Raw genomic sequence first — 17,653 nt, forward strand, 5'->3', positions numbered from 1 at the left:
AGTAGACTTTATTCAACCGCTTCCCTGAGTGTGAAGTGAATTTAATGTACTGATAAAAATGGAGTTAATAATGAAAAAGACCCTGTTCGCCCTGATGCTCGGCCTGAGCGCCGCCACCGCCCCCGTCGCCGCGCTGGCGCAATCCCCCGCCGCCGACAGCCGCCAGGCGGGTTATGTGCAACCGCTGACCGCCGACAACAGTCTGCTGCTGCTGGTCGATCTGCAGGACATGTTCGGCATGACCATTTCCTCTATCGACCAAACCAATCTGGTGAATAACGCCGCCGGTATCGCCAAGGCCGCCAAGGTGTTCAACGTGCCGACCATTCTGGCCTCGGCTAACGCCAAAAGTTTCGCCGGGCCGGTATTCCAGCAGGTGACGCAGGCACGCCCGGATCTGCAGGTGTACGATCGCACCGCCATCAACGTCTGGCAGGATCGGCGCGTGGTGGATCTGATCAAACAATCCGGCCGCAAGAAAATCATCATCGGCGGGCTATGGACCGCCAGCTGCGTGATGCTGCCGGCGCTGTCTGCCCTGGGCGAGGGTTATGAGGTTTATATCCTGTCGGACGTCACCGGCGACATTACGCCAGACAGCCAAAACAACGCCATGCAGCGTCTGATACAGGCGGGCGCCACCCCTATCAACTGGGTGGCATTAATGCTGGAATGGCAGCAGGACTGGAGCCGCAAGGCCACGGCGGGGGGCGTATTGCAGATCGCCCGCGACCACGGCGCCGCCTGGGGAATGGGTGCCAGCTACGCCGGAGCAATGAAAGTGGGCAGCGAAGCGAAATAACAGACGGAAGCCCGCCGCCGGCGGGCTTTTTTCAGGTGTGGTGATAACAACGGCTATCCTGTGGCGCCTGATCGCGACTCTCCAACCCATAATCCCGCACCACCTCCGCCACCCGCAGCCGGTACTGCGCCAGCACCTCGCCACGGCCGCGCGCCTGCGCCGCCCGGTGCTGCTCGAGATTGCGCCACTGCTGCACCGCCGCCTCGTCGCGCCAGAAGGAGAGCGACAGCAGGCGCGCAGGATCGGCCAGGCTTTGAAAACGCTCGATGGAAATGAATCCGTCGATCTGCGCCAACAGCGGCTTCAGCTCCGCCGCCAGCGCCAGATAGGTATCACGCTGCCCATCGGCGGCCTGCAGTTCAAAAATCACGGCGATCATTATCGTTTCCTCTCAACGGTAACATTCAGGTACGCGCACATTGTAGCCACCGCACCGATTCCAACGCCCGCTCATCAATATCCAGCGAACACAGACGCACTGGCCCAGAGTGCGACAACCACAGGCTAGCAATGGACGCGCAGTCATACTTCGCCTAACCTCGAAGTATGCATGACATCGACATAGAAGATCGTTTAGCGGCGCTGAGCGCCGCCATCGCCGACCGCACCCGGGCGCGCATGCTGTGCCTGTTGATGGATGGGCGCGCCTACACCGCCACCGAGCTCAGCGCGGCGGTCGAGGTCGCCCCGTCCACCGCCAGCGCGCATCTGGCGAAACTGCTGGAGCAGCGGCTGCTCGCCTGCGTCAAACAGGGGCGCTACCGCTATTTCAGGCTGGCCGGCCAGCCGGTGGCCGACGCGCTGGAAGGCCTGATGGCGCTGGCGGGCGTACCGCGCCCGTCGGTGAAAAGCAGCACGCCCACCACGCTGCAATATGCCCGCACCTGCTACGACCACATGGCGGGCGAGGTGGCGGTGAAGCTGCACGATCGGCTACGTGCGCTGAACTGGCTGACCGGTGAGGAAGACTACCGGTTAAGCGACGCCGGTCAGGCCGCGCTGGCGCGGCTGGGCGTCGATTGCTCCCCCGCCCCCACCCGCCGCCGCTTCGCCTGCGGCTGCCTGGACTGGAGCGAACGCCGCTCTCACCTCGGTGGCGCACTGGGCGCCGCGCTGTTGGCCGCTTTTATTCAACGCGGCTGGATCGTCCGCCGGCTCGACAGCCGCGAGCTGCAGCTGACCCCCGCCGGTAAAAAAGCGCTGGCCGCACATTTTGAGCTCACGGTGTAACCCGGCGGCGGGGTAGTTTTACTGCAATACTCAAGGGGTACGCTTAAGCGACCCCGCCAACCCGAGGAGTTTCCATGCTCGATTCCACCCAATTCCCGATCGTCAAACGCTGGCCGGCTCAGCACCCGGAACGGCTGCAGCTCTACTCTCTGCCGACGCCGAACGGTGTCAAAGTGTCCATCATGCTGGAAGAGATCGGCCTGCCTTATGAAGCGCACCTGATCGACATCGGCAACAACGAAACCTGGACGCCGGAATTTCTGGCGCTGAACCCGAACGGCAAGATCCCGGCGATCATCGATCCCGATGGCCCCGGCGGCCGGCCGCTGCCGCTGTTCGAATCCGGCGCCATTCTGCTCTACCTGGCGGAAAAGAGCGGCCGTTTCCTGCCGCAGGATCCGGCGCAGCGCTACGAAACCATTCAGTGGGTGTTCTTCCAGATGGCCGCCGTCGGCCCGATGTTTGGCCAGCTCGGTTTCTTCCACAAATTCGCCGGGCGCGAGTATGAAGACAAACGGCCGCTGGAGCGCTACACAAACGAATCGAAACGCCTGCTCGGCGTGCTGGAAACGCGCCTGGAGGGCCGCGATTGGATCATGGGCGCGGACTACACCATCGCCGATATCTCGCTGCTGGGCTGGGTGCGTAACCTGATCGGCTTTTATGAGGCGCGCGAGCTGGTGGCGTTCGACAGTTTCCCGCGCGTCGCGCAGTGGCTGGAGCGCGGTCTGGCGCGGCCGGCGGTACAGCGTGGGCTGGCTATCCCGGCGCGCGCGGCCTGACGCCAAACGGGGTGGCCGCCGGGCCATCCCGTCTTTCGCTGTCATAAAATTGTCATCCCTCTGCTCTACTCTCCTTTCGTAACAATTTGATGTTATTTACATTGTTGTATTACGACAAGGAGCTTACCCCATGCAACCTGCTGTATCCCTGATCGCCGGCGCCGTGCTGTCCGCCCTGCTCTGTTCCTCCGCCACCGCGACGGAAACCTCAGCCAATGCCGATGGCCTGACCGAGCGCGCCGCGCGCGGCACCCTCACCGAGCCGGGCGGCGCCCGTCGCCTGGCCGGCGATCAGACCGCCGCACTGAAGGCGTCGCTGTCGGACAAAACGGTGAAAAACGTGATCCTGCTGATCGGCGACGGTATGGGGGATTCCGAGATCACCGCCGCGCGTAACTACGCCGAAGGCGCAGGCGGTTACTTCAAGGGCATCGACGCCCTGCCGCTGACCGGGCAATACACCCACTACTCGCTGGACAAGAAAACCCACAAGCCGGATTACGTGACCGACTCCGCCGCCTCCGCCACCGCCTGGGCCACCGGGGTGAAAACCTATAACGGCGCGCTCGGCGTCGACGTAAACGGCAAAGACCAGCCAACGCTGCTGGAGATCGCCAAGGCGGCCGGCAAGGCCACCGGCAACGTCTCCACCGCCGAACTGCAGGACGCCACGCCGGCGGCGCTGGTGTCGCACGTCACCTCGCGCAAATGCTACGGCCCGCAGGAAACCAGCGAGAAATGCGCCGCTAACGCGCTGGAAAACGGCGGCCGCGGCTCCATCACCGAGCAACTGCTGAAAACTCGCGCCGACGTCACGCTGGGCGGCGGCGCGAAGTCCTTCAACCAACTGGCGAAAAGCGGCGAATGGCAAGGAAAATCGCTGAAGGATCAGGCAGCAGCGCAGGGTTATCAGTGGGTGAGCAACGCGGATGAGCTGCAGGCCGTTACCCTGGCCAATCAGCAAAAGCCGCTGCTGGGCCTGTTCGCCGACGGCAACATGCCGGTGCGCTGGCTGGGGCCGAAAGCCAGCTATCACGGCAACCTCGACAAGCCGGCGGTAACCTGCGAAGACAACCCGGCGCGCACCGCGGCCACGCCAACGCTGGCGGCGATGACCGAAAAAGCGATCGCGCTGCTGAAAGACAACCCGAACGGCTTCTTCCTGCAGGTAGAGGGCGCGTCGATCGATAAGCAGGATCACGCCGCCAACCCGTGCGGGCAGATTGGTGAAACCGTCGATCTGGACGAAGCGGTGCAAAAAGCGCTGGCCTTCGCCCGCGCCGACGGCAACACGCTGGTGATCGTCACCGCCGACCACGCGCACGCCAGCCAGATCGTCGCTGCCGACGCCAAAGCGCCAGGCCTGACCCAGACACTGACCACCAAAGACGGCGCGCCGATGACCCTCAGCTACGGCAACTCGGAAGAAGAGTCGCAGGGGCACACCGGCACCCAGCTGCGCGTCGCGGCCTATGGCCCGCACGCCGCCAACGTGGTGGGGTTGACCGATCAGACCGATCTGTTCTTCACCATGCGCGATGCGATGGGCATCAAGTAACCACCTTGTGAATCCTGGCCGCCCGTAGCGGCGGCCATTTATTATTGGTTACCGATGTATATTTGCAATTTAACCGCAATTATTGTGTGATAACGAAATAACGTTTAATTGCGCGGCAATTAGCCCCTGAAAATAACGCGGTTATACGGCCCTTCCCCCCTCTCTGTTTATTCCTGCGACAGCAACCGACCTATTTTTGCTTATATTCATTTTTTTTAGTTACAAAAGTAGTTTTTAACATTCTCGCAAACAATAATACCCCGCCAGTAACGTGAACCGATCAATTTGCATCCGGACGGCCTGCAATAGTTCACTTTTCGTTAAAAACCCTATTAACAAAAAGGCATTATCGCTGCCTATCGGCTCACGCCGGGCGGTCGGCTTCACTATTTTCCAGGGTAACTCCCGCTAAATTCTTTCACCTGCAATGAGTAGAATTTACACACAAGAGATTTAATTCAATGAGAAAATTACTCGTCCTGATTTTCAGTCTCAGCCTGTTTAGCGTTACGCAGCAGGCAGCGGCTGAAGAGAAGAATAAAACCGTCGACGTGGTGTTGATCGGCGGCGGCATCATGAGCGCGACCTTGGGTACCTATCTGCATGAGCTGGAGCCGACCTGGACCATCGACATGTACGAGCGCATGAACGGCGTGGCGGAAGAGAGCTCCAACGGCTGGAACAACGCCGGTACCGGCCACTCCGCCTTCAGCGAAATGAACTACACGCCGGAAAAAGCCGATGGCACCATCGACATCAGCAAGGCGGTGAAGGTCAACGAGTCTTTCGAAATCTCCCGCCAGTTCTGGTCTTATCAGGTGAAGAACGCTGTCCTGAAAGATCCGAAATCCTTCATTAACAGCGTGCCACACATGAGCTTCGTGTGGGGTGACGACAACGTCAACTTCCTGCGTAAACGCTACGCGGCGCTGCAGCACAGCACCCTGTTCCGCGGCATGGAATACTCCGAAGATCCTGCGCAAATCAAACAGTGGGCGCCGCTGGTGATGAACGGCCGCGATCCGGCGCAGAAAATCGCCGCGACCCGCATGCCGCTGGGTACCGACGTTAACTTCGGCGTGATCACCCACCAGCTGGTTGACGCGCTGAGCACCAGCGACAAGTTCAAGCTGAACCTGAGCCACGAAGTACGCGACATCAAGCGCAACGCCGACCAGACCTGGAGCGTGACCGTTGCCGATCTGAACCGCGACGGTAAAGAAACCACCGTTAACGCCAAGTTCGTGTTCATCGGCGCCGGCGGCGCGTCCCTGACCCTGCTGCAGAAATCCGGCATCCCAGAAGCCGACGGCTACGGCGGCTTCCCGGTCGGCGGCCAGTTCCTGGTCACCACCAACCCGGCGATCGCCAACCAGCACCTGGCCAAAGTGTATGGCCTGGCCAGCGTAGGTTCGCCGCCGATGTCCGTGCCGCACCTGGATACCCGTATGCTGGACGGCAAGCGCGTGCTGCTGTTCGGGCCGTTCGCCACCTTCTCCAGCAAGTTCCTGAAGAACGGTTCACTGTTCGATCTGCTGCACTCGCTGAGCACCTCGAACCTGATGCCGATGACCCACGTTGGTCTGGATAACTTCGATCTGGTGAAATACCTGGTCGGCCAGCTGATGATGAACGACGACGATCGCTTCGCCGCGCTGAAAGAGTACTTCCCGGACGCCAAGCAGGAAGACTGGAAGCTGTGGACCGCAGGCCAGCGCGTGCAGATCATCAAGAAAGACGCGGATAAAGGCGGCGTGCTGCAGTTCGGTACCGAAGTCGTCAGCTCTGAAGACGGCAGCATCGCCGCTCTGCTGGGCGCGTCACCGGGCGCTTCCACCGCTGCGCCAATCATGCTGCACCTGATGGAAACCGTGTTCAAAGACAAAGTGGCGACGCCGGAATGGCAGAGCAAGCTGGAAGAGATCATCCCGTCCTACGGCCACAAGCTGAACGGCGATATCGAGATGACCAACAAGATCCGCGGCTACACCAGCAGCGTCCTGGGTCTGAACTACATTGAAGTGAAACCGGAAACCAACTGATTTTCCACTCGTTTCCTGCTGGAAAGGCCGCTTTATGCGGCCTTTCTTTTATCCCCCTGCGATTCAAAGAGCATTTTTGGTCACCTTTTTACCCCCGGTTTACCCTTGCGTAACGGCGCACTCACGCCTATTATCAAAGCATATTCTTGGATAATTAAGCTAAGTCACTGTGACCTGAATGTCGTTTTTGCGGGAGAACTAAAACCATGGATCGCGTCAATATCATTCACGATTTACTAGACTGGATTGAAACTCATCTGGACCAGCCGCTGCTGCTGGATAACGTCGCCGCCAAGTCGGGCTACTCCAAATGGCACCTGCAGCGCATGTTCCGCAGCACCACTGGCCACGCGCTCGGCAGCTATATCCGCGAGCGGCGCCTGTCGCAGGCGGCGCAGGCGCTGCGCTCCACCCCGCGCCCGATCCTGGATATCGCCCTGCAATACCATTTCGATTCTCAGCCTTCGTTCTCACGCGCCTTCAAGAAACAGTTCGGCAAAACCCCGGCGGTCTATCGCCGCACCACTCGCTGGGACGTCGCGGAATGGCCGGCGCAGCCGGTAGAGCTGGAGGCCGAGCCACGCCACGATGCCCCCACGCTGCCCCGCTGGTACGCCGGCAAACCGCCGGAAGGCGTTTGCACCACCTGGATGGGGCTGCGTTGATAAACGCGGCATAACACGTAAAAAGGGTTCAGTTCTCGCGAACTGAACCCTTTTTTATTGAAGCGACACCGGATTATTTGAAGGTGACGTCAATATTCGCCGATGCGCTGAATGGCCCCACTTTCGGGTTGGTGCTCAACCATTTCAGGCTGGCCATGAAGTTCTTTTCAACGATGGTGCCGTTGACCAGACCCAGATCGACCGGGCTGTTCATCATGATCGGCGTATTCGGCGTGGCCGCCTGCGAGATCAAAATACCGAAGCCGCTGTCGCTGGTCGGCAGGATCACGCTGTTATCCTGCAGCGGATAAGTGCTGCTGAAGCTGGCCTGCAACGTTTCCCCCTGGCAGTCCTGCCCGGTCGTCGGATCGGACATATTGGCGGCAACCGAGAACGGCACCTGTTTCTCGATTTTACCCACCACCGCATTTTGACGCGGGATAGTGCCAAAATTCACCGTCGAACCGTTGTTGGCCACGACGGTGATTTTCGGGTTGCAGGAAATAAACTGAATGTTGCCCAACCCGGAAATGTAGGCGTTAAAGTTACTGTTCGGCGTGCCGTTCAAGCCGCCGACGCCATCAACCTGAAACACCGAGTAGGAGTTGTTGTCGTTGATCTTGCCGCCGGCCGGAGGCGCTTTGCCGGTTGCTTTAATATAGATAGCGTAAGACACGGTTACCGTCAGCGGTCTGGCCGGAGACAGGCAGCGGCTACCCGAACGGCGGCATTCCGTGCCGGGCCCCACGTCCTGACGTGCGCCTTTCGTCGGTTTGACGTCAACCCCCTGATAAGTAACGCCCACTTCGATCGAGTTATGGATCTGGCTCATCCGGGACTGCGGATCCCAGTACAGGTAGGCATTCTCCCCTTTCGGGTTGTTCCAGTCATCTGTACATTGGAAAGTCGAAGTAAAGGTCTGCGAACGCCACAGCAACGCGCCCGGCGCGGTATTGGCGGTCGACACCTTGATGGCTTTATCCAGCACGATATCCTGGCGAATGCTGCCGTTCTGCTTACAAGACAGCGCATAGCTGCTCTGCGAAAACGCGCCCAGCGTGACCAGCAGCCCAGCCGCCAACCCGAGATTCTTGTGCTTTAACAAAGAAGACATATCCTTTCCTTTTACGGTTTTCCGCAGGTCAGCGAAAGTTCCTGATAACCCATCAACTGTTCAGTCGCCGCTTTCAATTCCGGCACCACCAGTGAGCAGCTCTCGCCCGCGTCGTTGCCCCATTTCACCAGCAGGCGATCCCCTGCGGAAGCCCCTGAAATATAAATATCGCCGTTGGTACCGACAGTACCGTTGTTCTTGCCGTCCGCACTGAAGACGTTGGCGCCAATCGGCGGTACGCTGCCGTCGGCCATCTTGCTGTGTACCAACAGGCTTTGGCCCGTATGCGTTTCAAACTTCACGCGGGTGATTGCGCCGTAAGTCGGCACCACGTCTCTCGCCGCCATCGGGATATCCAGGCCGTTGCCGATATCTTCGGTGCGCAGCGCCACGCGGTTATGGCGGTATGGCGACGCAGAGGTCATCACCGCGTAACCGAAGCGGTCGATGGCGACACCCGGTTGGTTTTCGATACGAACGCCCTTGGCGTCTTTCGCCTCCACCAGCACAAACGTATTCTGCAGCGGCTGGGTCAGCGTCACACCGCCGGAGTGCGCGACGATGCCGCCCGCCACGCCCAACGAAGACTGCTGATAATCTTTGCTGTAGCTATAACCGGCATTGATGGTCCCCATGCTGCCCTGATAACCGACGTTGGCCGAGCTGGTTTGGCCCGAATAACGATCATGACCGCTTTGCACCGCATAGTTCAAGCGGTTGTCATCCAGCGCGGTGCCGCTCAGGCCGGCGCTGTAGGTATTGCCGCTCTGCTTGCTGTGGCCGGCGTTGAAGCTGGCGGTCATGTCCGACGAGTCCTTGCTGAAGAAGCTGAACGGAATCGACACGGTCAGGTTGACGCTGCGGTCTTTATAGCCGTAGTTGCTGCGGCTGTCCTGATAGAAGACGCCATAGCTGATATTTTTATAGCTGCTGTTGAAACCGGTTTGTACAGTGCGATCTTCACCGGACCCGCCCCAGTAAGACTGGTTGCTGAGGTTAGCGTACAGCGTCGAGCTACCGGCGATGCGCTGGTTGACAGACAGCTCAACGCGCTGGCGTTTGTTGTTGAAACGGCTGGTGTAATAGCTGCGACGGCGCGATTCCGCCCAATCCGGCACGCCCAGGTTGCGATCGTTTTGATCGTAGTAATCGTTCCGGTAATAACCGTTCTCATAGCGTTCACGCTCGGCCACCGCATCGGAGAAATCATAATATCCGGAGGTCGAGTAACGGTAACCGGCAATGCGGAATTCCGTCCCCCAGTCGTTGAGCGACTTGGAATACAGGAAACGGAAACTCTCCCCTTGTTTGTCATCACCGTTCACCAGGTTGGTGTCGGAATAGGACATATCAAAAGAGACGGCCCCCCAGTTCCCCAGGTTTTTACCGAGGCCCACGACCGCTGAACGGTAGTTCTCCGCCACCAGCACGCCGCCGTAAGGCGTGATGTCATACGCCATGCCGTGCGACAAGGTGCCTTGGACAAACTTGGGCTGATAGCGGCTGGTGCCGTCGTGGTATTTACCGGCGGTCAGCTGATAGTTCCAAATCCCTTCGCGCAGCATGTTCGGCACCGAGGAGAATGGCACGACGAAAGAGGTTCTCGAACCGTTGGCTTCGATGACCGTCACGTCCAGGTTACCGCTCAGGGTGCTTGGGAAAATGTCCGTCAGCGCAAACGGCCCTGGCGGAACGTTGGTGCTGTAAATGGTATAACCGTTCTGACGCACTTCAACGCGCGCGTTGGTCGTCGCCACGCCGCGCACCACCGGCGCATAGCCGCGCTGGCTTTCCGGCAGCATGTCGTCGGCGCTGGACATCTGCACACCGCGGAACTGGATGCTGTCGAAAACGTTGTTGTTAGTGTTGGTCTGGCCGATCACCAGACGGCTGCGCAGAGAAACGATATCCGTTTCCGCCCAGCTGGAAATGTTCTTCCAGTGCGTGCCGGCACCCGACTGCTGGTTCAGCGTCGAGTTGTTGCGCAGGCGCCAATCGCCAATATTAAGGCCATTGTTAAGGCTCAGGAAGTAATAGTCAGAAGTCTTGTCGTTCTGGTTATTGCCATAGCGGTTATGGGTGCCGCTAAAGTTATAGTTTACAAAGCCGGCGTTGATGCCGCGATCGTAAACTTTCGGTGAAATGGCACCTTGCGGGCGCGGGATCAGAAACACCTGCGGCACTTCCAGATCCATACGCTGTACGGCGGCGTCATAGCTCAGCTTGGCGCCGGAGATTTCTTGCGGCAATGCATAGCATTGCGCGGCGCCAGCGGTGGTCAGATCGCCGGGCAGCTTTACGCCGTAATCCTGGTAATCCACAGCCGTCAGGCACGGCGCTACCGGGGAGTCTTTGGATTCTTTCTTGAACTCGATCTCGCGGTGATCGATACGCTGCCCGTTGAGATAGATATCAAACGGATATTTACCCGGCAGAATATCATCCCCGCTGGCCAACGACGCCACTTGGGCGATATTGTCATCGCCATGGATGAAGGAGGTGTTGAACTGCTCCTCCGCCATGGCCATCTGTGAGAATGAAAAAGGCACAGCAGAAAAATAAATTACACCATTAATCAGCTTCACCAAACGTTTTGGCGCGAGGGTTGTTATTCTTTTGTGTGCCATTTCTTTCATTCCTTGAAGTGCTTCAATCAATTCAGTGCGACGTTTTTAATCTCGGTGTGACCGCCATAGTCGTTGATATAGGTAAACGACATATTGTTGGCTGATTGCGCGCCCTGAGGCAGGGAGATACGCAGGCTGTCGTGTGGCTTGACCATGTCGGCGTTCACTTTCCAGCTCTTGCCACCGCTCTTCAGGTTCAACACGCCCAGCGTGACGAACAGCGGGCCATCGTTAGTCACGACTAAATTGCCGCCCTGGCGCTTCCACTTCAGCGCTTCCGCCTGCTGTTGCAGGTTGGTTTTCAACGAATCTGGGCGATAGAACAGTTTGATACGGGTACGGATCGCCACCTGCAGCACGTTATCTTGCTTAGGCGTTGGCGGAATTTCCTGTACGTTGACCCAGAGCAGAGATTCTCTGTCCTGCGGCAAACCGCTGCCGGAATAGATAAAACGCAAAATAGCGTCTTTCTTGGCAGCCAGCTTCAAAATGGGTGGCGTCACCACGATCGGCAAATTCTTAGGCATCTGGCTTGCATCGCCAGTATCCAGCCAGGTTTGCACCATGTAGGTATCGTCGCTGTCATTGCTGATTGAGAGCGATGCGGATTTACTTGCACTGTTATAGATGACACGCGTCGCATCAACCTGGATGCCTGCGAAGGCATTAACAGAGAATGCGAATAAAATACCAGTCAGAATTTTTTTCATCGGAATGTCTCAACTCTCAAAATTTAGCCATCCTTGGCCAATAACTCTATCTATCCTGCCAGCGAATTATTTGTATTCGATGGTGAAGGTAGCGTTAGAGTTTGCCTGACCGGCAGTTACCAGATCCTGGAAGGATTTGTAACGAGCGCGCAGGTTGAAAGTCGCAGCGCCTGGGTTATCGCCATCAGCAGCAACAGTAACGGTAGCTGGGGTAGCCACTTCCTGAGAGATAGGCAGAGTAGAGCCGTTGTTATCCAGAATTTCAACGCCAACGCCAGCCGCGCCGCCAGTTACAGCCAACAGCTCTGGGTGGCCCGCAGGGGTGTTACCGTCGAAACGCAGGGTGTAGTTACCCGCTTCACATTTCTCCAGGCTAATATCGAAAGCTTTAGCACCGCTGGTAGAACCGGCAGTTGGGAAAGCGGTAGTAGGATATTTACCCAGGTAAACTTCTTTATTCTGGTCTTTATCAACAACTTTACAGGTGGACTGTACAATTTCACCGGTGAATTTAACGTTGCCGTTTGCTGCCATTGCGTTGGAAGCAGTTGCAGACAATACCAGGGCGGCCAAAGGCAATAATACTTTTTTCATTTCCAGCTCCATAGAACAATAAAATAATCGATTCAGTGGCGGGCTTATATATATATTGCCGCCACTGAGCATACACTCAGCGATAGCACTCCCTTGCTGAAAAGGAGCGTTGCCTCGATGAACTCATTGCCGGACGAAATATAGACTAAGCATATTCTTAATGTTAAATCGTTTAAAACATTCATAAGGCCCCTCTTGATAGGAATAAACTATCGGCGGGTACCTATCGATCGATGTTGACGATTCATATGAATAGGAATAATCTGTGTTTGGGAAAGCTGCAGAGTTCAAGATTTTGCATTAAGGCCTGAAAATCAGAATATTATCCCGAATATTTACATTTAGTAACACATTGCGACGTTTGGACTTTGGCACGAATTACGCGTTAAATGGTCTGTCGACACGCTTCGGCCATCCTGACGCTTTAAATAAGAAATTTACCAATAAACTCGGAGTAACTTTCTTTTTAACCATTTAAAATCAACAAGTTAAATATCAATCCAAGGATTGGGAAATGAGCAGTTCTTTCAGAGAGAAAAATAACGGCATTAATTATGTTTTTCAGCCAATGTTCGCGAAATCGGGACAATTGCTGGCCGTTGAATGTCTGTCTCGCTTTACGTTTAATAGTGAGTACGCCCATTTTTCTCCCGAACAGTTCTTTCGTCACGCCGACAGTGCCACCCGGATTGAGATTTTGATGGATCAGATCAATCTGATCGATAAATACAAACACTGGTTTCATGAAAACCAAGTGATAGCCACGTTGAATGTTGACGACTATTCCCTGCAATCGCTGGCGAATACTCACTTTGCCGAAAGAATTAATGCCCTGCGCTGTATTCATTTTGAGATCAGCGAGAATTCAACCCGGCTGGTGAAAGATCGCGTACACGGCGATCCGTCATTGAATAGTTATTCATTTTGGCTCGATGATTTTGGTTCTGGCTATGCGGGTTTCTCCGCGTTGTACAACAGCCAGTTCCGCTTCGTTAAGCTCGACCGTTTTCTGCTTTGGGACTTCATGAAAAAGTCCGGCGGCGAGGGCTTGATGCGCGCGTTACTGCGCTTTTTTTACCTTAATCATTACAAGGTAATTATCGAAGGAGTTGAAACTCCCGAACACAAGAAATGGCTGGATGAAATGCCATATTACGCACTGCAGGGAAAGCTGTGGAAGGAATCCAGCATCAAGGATTTGAACTCGCTTCTTACAGCTGAATACTTTTAACTCGGTATTGGTGTTTGCCCTATGTCTAAAAACAACGTTCTTGTGATTAGTGAGTGTAAGTACAGCTATGTTGGCCTGTCGGTGCTGCTGAAGAAACACTACGGCGCGTACGATATCCGCCTGTTTTCCGATTTCATGCACGGCGGCGCCAAAGCAGAGAAGATCACCAAGCACGATATCGCGCTGATTTTCACCTCGCAAAATCTGGAACAGAGCGTCAACGTGATCGAAAGCCTGGTGTCCCTGCACCAGCAGTACAACAGCAAGACGCGTCTGCTGGTGTTCTATGACGACGAGCGCGTGGTGAAGCTGTTGTCGATCCTGGGGATTTCCGTTGAGTTGGTCTCTACCCGCATTCCGCTTTATTCGCTGCAGGAAAAAATCCAGCGGCTGCTGGAAAGCAAAGAACCGGGCGGCATCAGAGTGCAGAAAACCCGCGAGCTCAGCCCGGCGGAAAGCGACGTGATCTTCAATCTGCTGCGCGGCGACAGCCTGTTGCACATTGCCGAAAAACGCGGCACGCACCCAAAAACCATCTTTTCGCAGAAATACAGCGCGATGAAAAAGCTGCGGCTGCGCAGCATGAGCACCATCTTCGTCGCCGGCAAATAACCTGCCCTGGCTTGTTGCGCGGTACGCCGCGCGGCAACCAGCCCTCCCCCGCCAAGTTAAATTAATGTAACAACCGGCGACAAAGCAGCAACAGACACACAACATCTCCTCCTGTTGGTTACGATTTGCACACGGATTATCCGTGAGTCATGTCGTGTGGATTAAAATAAACATCAGGAGATGTTATGAAGTCGTCCTTATTCAGCCGCTACACCTGCTTTGTGCTGAGCATCTTGCTCACCCTGGTTTTCTTGATCATGATGCGCAACCATCCGTGGTTCTGGCTGCCGGCCCTGGCCTGCGGTGGCTTGATGGTGCTGGGCATCTATGATCTCACGCAGCAACGCCACGCCATCTGCCGCAACTACCCGATCATCGGCCGCCTGCGCTTCTTCTTCGAGTTCATCCGCCCGGAACTGCGCCAGTATTTCCTCGAGCAGGATAATGAAGAGATCCCGTTTTCACGCACCCAGCGCACGCTGGTGTATCGCCGGGCGAAAAACGAGATGGGCGACAAGCCGTTCGGCACCCTGCTGGACGTCTACCAGACCGGCTATGAGTGCATCGGCCACTCCATGCGGCCGGTGGAAGCCGCCGACCCGACCAGTTTCCGCATCACTATCGGCGGCGCCGACTGCCGCCTGCCCTACTCCGCGTCGATCTTCAACATCTCGGCCATGAGCTTCGGCGCGCTCTCCGCCAACGCCATTCGCGCGCTCAACCTCGGCGCGGCCAAGGGCAATTTCTACCACGACACCGGCGAGGGCAGCATCAGCCGCTATCACCGCGAAAACAACGGCGATCTGGTGTGGGAGCTGGGCAGCGGCTATTTCGGCTGCCGCACCGCCGACGGCCATTTCGATCCGCGGCGCTTTGCCGAACAGGCGCAAAGCCCGCAGGTGAAAATGATTGAAATCAAGCTCAGCCAAGGCGCCAAACCCGGCCACGGCGGCATTCTGCCGGCGAAGAAGGTGGATGCGGAAATCGCCGCCACCCGCGGCGTGCCGGAAGGGGTCGATTGCATCTCGCCGGCCTCGCACAGCGCCTTCACCACCCCGCTGGAAATGATGCATTTCATCCAGCAGCTGCGCGAACTGTCTGGCGGTAAGCCGGTCGGTTTCAAGCTGTGCATCGGCCACCCGTGGGAATTCGTCGCCATCGTCAAGGCGATGCTGCACACCCGCATCCTGCCGGATTTCATCGTGGTGGACGGCAAGGAAGGCGGCACCGGCGCCGCGCCGCTCGAGCTTTCCAACTATATGGGCATGCCGCTGCGCGAAGGGCTGCTGTTCGTGCATAACACATTGGTAGGCTGCGGCCTGCGCGACCAAATCAAGATAGGCGCCAGCGGCAAGATCATCAGCGCCTTCGATATCGCCAGCGTGCTGGTGCTCGGCGCTGACTGGGTGAACTCGGCGCGCGGCTTTATGTTCGCCGTCGGCTGCATCCAGTCGCAAAGCTGCCACACCAACCACTGCCCAACCGGCGTGGCGACGCAAGATCCGCTACGACAGAAAGCGCTTGTAGTGCCGAACAAGGCGGAACGCGTCTACCACTTCCATCAGAATACGGTGAAAGCGCTGGCAGACATGCTGGCGGCGGCCGGCGTCAGCCGCCCGGAACAGCTGACCTCACACCATATGCTGCGCCGCATCACGCCGACCGAGATCAAGGTGTACGCCGATATCTATTACTACCTGGAGCCGGGGGCGCTGCTGCAGCCGGAGATCAAAAGCGAGTTCTATGCCCGCATGTGGCGTATGGCGACGCCCACCAGTTTCGATCAGGCGATCTCGCTGCCGGCGGCATGATGGGATAAGGAATAAAAAAGAGTTGCCCCCTCGCCTTGGGGAAGAGCATATGGAGAGGGGTTGCTTGCTACGGCGGCCCTCCCCCTCAACGGCGAGAGGGCGTGTCGGTTACTGCTTGCGCACCGGCGCATCGCCGGCGACGTAATAGTCGGCGGCGCTACGCGGCAGCGGCGCGCGCTGGCGAATGCGATCGGCTAACTTCTCGGCGATCATGATGGTGGTGGCGTTCAGGTTGCCGGTGATGATCAGCGGCATGATCGACGCATCCACCACCCGCAATCCTTCCATGCCGTGCACCCGGCCCTGCCCATCGACCACCGCCATCTCATCCTCGCCCATCTTGCACGAGCAGGACGGGTGGAAGGCGGTTTCGGCGTGCTCGCGCACGAAAGCGTCTAGCTGTTCGTCGGTCTGCACCTCCGGCCCCGGGCTTATCTCGCGGCCACGGTATTCGTCCAAAGCCGGCTGCGCCATGATCTCGCGCGTGATGCGAATAGCGTCGCGGAACTCCTGCCAGTCCTGTTCGGTCGCCATGTAGTTGAACAGAATGCTCGGGTGCTGGCGCGGATCTTTCGATTTTACCTGCACCCGGCCGCGGCTCGGCGAACGCATCGAGCCGACGTGCGCCTGGAAGCCGTGCTCTTTGACCGCGTTGCTGCCGTTGTAATTAATCGCCACCGGCAGGAAGTGATACTGAATGTTCGGCCAGGCGAACTCTGCACGGCTGCGGATGAAACCGCCGGCCTCGAACTGGTTGCTGGCGCCGACGCCGGTACCGTTGAACAGCCATTCCGCGCCGATCTTCGGCTGGTTGAACCATTGCAGCGCCGGGTACAGCGACACCGGTTTCTTACAGGCGTACTGCAGGTACATCTCCAGGTGATCCTGCAAGTTTTCCCCGACGCCCGGCAGATCGTGCACCACCTTGATATCCAGGCTGTTCAGCAGCGCCGCCGGGCCAACGCCCGAACGCTGCAGGATCTGCGGTGAGGCGATGGCGCCGGCGCACAGCAGCACTTCGCGCCGCGCTTTGGCGTGGGTCAGCTGATTGCTGTCGCCCTGCAAATAGTTGACGCCCACCGCACGCTTGCCGTCGAACACGATATGGTCGGTCAACGCATGGGTAACGATTTTCAGGTTCGGCCGCGAACGCGCCTGATCCAGATAACCGCGGGCGGTGCTGGCGCGGCGCCCTTTCGGCGTCACGGTGCGATCCATCGGGCCGAAGCCTTCTTGTTGGTAACCGTTCAGATCGTCGGTGCGCGGGTAACCCGCCTGCACGCCGGCTTCTACCATGGCGTGGAACAGTTCGTTGTTACCGGCTTTCGGCGTGGTGACACTCACCGGGCCCTCGCCGCCGTGGTAATCATTCGGGCCAATATCGCGCGTTTCCGCCTTGCGGAAATACGGCAGGCAGTCCAGATAGGTCCAGTCTTCCAGACCCGGCGCCTTGGCCCAGTTATCGAAGTCCATCGCGTTGCCGCGAATGTAACACATGCCGTTGATCAGGGACGAACCGCCCAGCCCTTTGCCACGGCCACATTCCATCCGGCGGTTGTTCATGTGCGGCTCAGGATCGGTTTCATACGCCCAGTTATAGCGGCGGCCCTGCAGCGGAAACGCCAGCGCGGCCGGCATCTGGGTACGGAAATCCATCCGGTAATCCGGGCCGCCAGCTTCCAACAGCAGGACGCTGACATCGGCATCCTCGGTCAATCGGGTGGCTAACACGTTGCCGGCAGAACCGGCACCGATAATGATGTAGTCAAATTCCATTCATTATCTCCTAAATATTCGTATGCCTGGATGATGCGAATGGCTTGAATTCCGCATGCTGAATATATCAAGGCAGTTTTGGATGCAAAAAAGATATAT

The 17,653-nt window shown here is 57.5% G+C and carries 15 protein-coding genes; 9 read left to right on the plus strand and 6 right to left on the minus strand.

The window, feature by feature from the left end; all coding sequences use genetic code 11:
* The first annotated feature begins 70 nt into the window (after nt 1–70).
* Nucleotides 71–802 carry an isochorismatase family protein gene (locus ACYF6X_RS12890; protein ID WP_048796067.1) on the plus strand — a complete coding sequence of 244 codons (732 nt, stop codon included), beginning with the start codon at nt 71–73 and terminating at the stop codon, nt 800–802.
* A gap of 31 nt (nt 803–833) precedes the next feature.
* On the opposite strand, the gene ACYF6X_RS12895 is transcribed toward ACYF6X_RS12890, so the two are convergent.
* Nucleotides 834–1,181 carry an antibiotic biosynthesis monooxygenase family protein gene (locus tag ACYF6X_RS12895; RefSeq protein ID WP_063988849.1) on the minus strand — a complete coding sequence of 116 codons (348 nt, stop codon included), beginning with the start codon at nt 1,179–1,181 and terminating at the stop codon, nt 834–836.
* A 167-nt stretch (nt 1,182–1,348) separates the two neighbouring features.
* Here ACYF6X_RS12895 and ACYF6X_RS12900 point away from each other — a divergent pair, with 167 nt between their 5' ends.
* The 5 genes from ACYF6X_RS12900 (at nt 1,349) to ACYF6X_RS12920 (ending at nt 7,079) form a co-directional block, all read left to right on the plus strand.
* Nucleotides 1,349–2,032, plus strand: coding sequence for an ArsR/SmtB family transcription factor (locus tag ACYF6X_RS12900; RefSeq protein WP_107227425.1), 684 nt, complete (start codon nt 1,349–1,351; stop codon nt 2,030–2,032).
* 74 nt (nt 2,033–2,106) lie between these two features.
* On the plus strand, nt 2,107–2,814 hold the full coding sequence (locus ACYF6X_RS12905) for a glutathione S-transferase N-terminal domain-containing protein (protein ID WP_063988847.1): 708 nt from the start codon (nt 2,107–2,109) through the stop codon (nt 2,812–2,814).
* 130 nt (nt 2,815–2,944) lie between these two features.
* On the plus strand, nt 2,945–4,372 hold the full coding sequence (gene phoA / locus ACYF6X_RS12910) for an alkaline phosphatase (protein WP_063988846.1): 1,428 nt from the start codon (nt 2,945–2,947) through the stop codon (nt 4,370–4,372).
* Between the two features lie 461 nt (nt 4,373–4,833).
* Nucleotides 4,834–6,414, plus strand: a complete 1,581-nt coding sequence (gene mqo, locus ACYF6X_RS12915; RefSeq protein WP_130018454.1) for a malate dehydrogenase (quinone) — start codon at nt 4,834–4,836, stop codon at nt 6,412–6,414.
* Nucleotides 6,415–6,620: 206 nt separating this feature from the next.
* Nucleotides 6,621–7,079, plus strand: a complete 459-nt coding sequence (locus ACYF6X_RS12920) for a helix-turn-helix domain-containing protein (RefSeq protein WP_107227424.1) — start codon at nt 6,621–6,623, stop codon at nt 7,077–7,079.
* Between the two features lie 73 nt (nt 7,080–7,152).
* Here the strand turns inward: ACYF6X_RS12920 and ACYF6X_RS12925 are convergent, their stop codons facing one another.
* The 4 genes from ACYF6X_RS12925 to ACYF6X_RS12940 form a co-directional block, all read right to left on the minus strand.
* A complete protein-coding gene (locus ACYF6X_RS12925; protein ID WP_063988843.1) occupies nt 7,153–8,193 on the minus strand; it encodes a fimbrial protein in 1,041 nt (346 codons plus the stop codon).
* Between the two features lie 11 nt (nt 8,194–8,204).
* Entirely contained in the window at nt 8,205–10,820 is a 2,616-nt protein-coding gene (locus ACYF6X_RS12930; protein ID WP_063988842.1) for a fimbria/pilus outer membrane usher protein, read from the minus strand.
* Nucleotides 10,821–10,846: 26 nt separating this feature from the next.
* Nucleotides 10,847–11,530: a fimbrial biogenesis chaperone gene (locus tag ACYF6X_RS12935; RefSeq protein WP_004939085.1), complete on the minus strand. Its 684-nt coding sequence runs from the start codon at nt 11,528–11,530 to the stop codon at nt 10,847–10,849.
* 66 nt (nt 11,531–11,596) lie between these two features.
* Nucleotides 11,597–12,124, minus strand: coding sequence for a fimbrial protein (locus tag ACYF6X_RS12940; RefSeq protein ID WP_063988841.1), 528 nt, complete (start codon nt 12,122–12,124; stop codon nt 11,597–11,599).
* 514 nt (nt 12,125–12,638) lie between these two features.
* Between ACYF6X_RS12940 and ACYF6X_RS12945 the strand changes: the two genes are divergently transcribed.
* The 3 genes from ACYF6X_RS12945 (at nt 12,639) to ACYF6X_RS12955 (ending at nt 15,778) form a co-directional block, all read left to right on the plus strand.
* Nucleotides 12,639–13,355: an EAL domain-containing protein gene (locus ACYF6X_RS12945; RefSeq protein WP_047568560.1), complete on the plus strand. Its 717-nt coding sequence runs from the start codon at nt 12,639–12,641 to the stop codon at nt 13,353–13,355.
* A gap of 21 nt (nt 13,356–13,376) precedes the next feature.
* Nucleotides 13,377–13,967 (plus strand): LuxR family transcriptional regulator, encoded by a 591-nt coding sequence (locus ACYF6X_RS12950; protein ID WP_004939094.1) that lies wholly within the window; start codon nt 13,377–13,379, stop codon nt 13,965–13,967.
* A 185-nt stretch (nt 13,968–14,152) separates the two neighbouring features.
* The gene (locus ACYF6X_RS12955) at nt 14,153–15,778 is read left to right on the plus strand and encodes an FMN-binding glutamate synthase family protein (RefSeq protein ID WP_130018453.1); all 1,626 of its coding nucleotides are present in this window, start codon (nt 14,153–14,155) and stop codon (nt 15,776–15,778) included.
* 108 nt (nt 15,779–15,886) lie between these two features.
* Here the strand turns inward: ACYF6X_RS12955 and betA are convergent, their stop codons facing one another.
* Entirely contained in the window at nt 15,887–17,554 is a 1,668-nt protein-coding gene (gene betA / locus ACYF6X_RS12960) for a choline dehydrogenase (RefSeq protein WP_130018452.1), read from the minus strand.
* Nucleotides 17,555–17,653 lie beyond the last annotated feature (99 nt).

Source organism: Serratia sp. ID 25-353, assembly GCF_054792795.1.

Excerpts from the sequence above, each read along its gene's own strand:
- ACYF6X_RS12890 (WP_048796067.1), top strand. The coding sequence starts at position 71 with ATGAAAAAGACCCTGTTCGCCCTGATGCTCGGCCTGAGCGCCGCCACC.
- ACYF6X_RS12895 (WP_063988849.1), bottom strand. The coding sequence starts at position 1,181 with ATGATCGCCGTGATTTTTGAACTGCAGGCCGCCGATGGGCAGCGTGAT.
- ACYF6X_RS12900 (WP_107227425.1), top strand. The coding sequence starts at position 1,349 with ATGCATGACATCGACATAGAAGATCGTTTAGCGGCGCTGAGCGCCGCC.
- ACYF6X_RS12905 (WP_063988847.1), top strand. The coding sequence starts at position 2,107 with ATGCTCGATTCCACCCAATTCCCGATCGTCAAACGCTGGCCGGCTCAG.
- phoA (WP_063988846.1), top strand. The coding sequence starts at position 2,945 with ATGCAACCTGCTGTATCCCTGATCGCCGGCGCCGTGCTGTCCGCCCTG.
- mqo (WP_130018454.1), top strand. The coding sequence starts at position 4,834 with ATGAGAAAATTACTCGTCCTGATTTTCAGTCTCAGCCTGTTTAGCGTT.
- ACYF6X_RS12920 (WP_107227424.1), top strand. The coding sequence starts at position 6,621 with ATGGATCGCGTCAATATCATTCACGATTTACTAGACTGGATTGAAACT.
- ACYF6X_RS12925 (WP_063988843.1), bottom strand. The coding sequence starts at position 8,193 with ATGTCTTCTTTGTTAAAGCACAAGAATCTCGGGTTGGCGGCTGGGCTG.
- ACYF6X_RS12930 (WP_063988842.1), bottom strand. The coding sequence starts at position 10,820 with ATGGCACACAAAAGAATAACAACCCTCGCGCCAAAACGTTTGGTGAAG.
- ACYF6X_RS12935 (WP_004939085.1), bottom strand. The coding sequence starts at position 11,530 with ATGAAAAAAATTCTGACTGGTATTTTATTCGCATTCTCTGTTAATGCC.
- ACYF6X_RS12940 (WP_063988841.1), bottom strand. The coding sequence starts at position 12,124 with ATGAAAAAAGTATTATTGCCTTTGGCCGCCCTGGTATTGTCTGCAACT.
- ACYF6X_RS12945 (WP_047568560.1), top strand. The coding sequence starts at position 12,639 with ATGAGCAGTTCTTTCAGAGAGAAAAATAACGGCATTAATTATGTTTTT.
- ACYF6X_RS12950 (WP_004939094.1), top strand. The coding sequence starts at position 13,377 with ATGTCTAAAAACAACGTTCTTGTGATTAGTGAGTGTAAGTACAGCTAT.
- ACYF6X_RS12955 (WP_130018453.1), top strand. The coding sequence starts at position 14,153 with ATGAAGTCGTCCTTATTCAGCCGCTACACCTGCTTTGTGCTGAGCATC.
- betA (WP_130018452.1), bottom strand. The coding sequence starts at position 17,554 with ATGGAATTTGACTACATCATTATCGGTGCCGGTTCTGCCGGCAACGTG.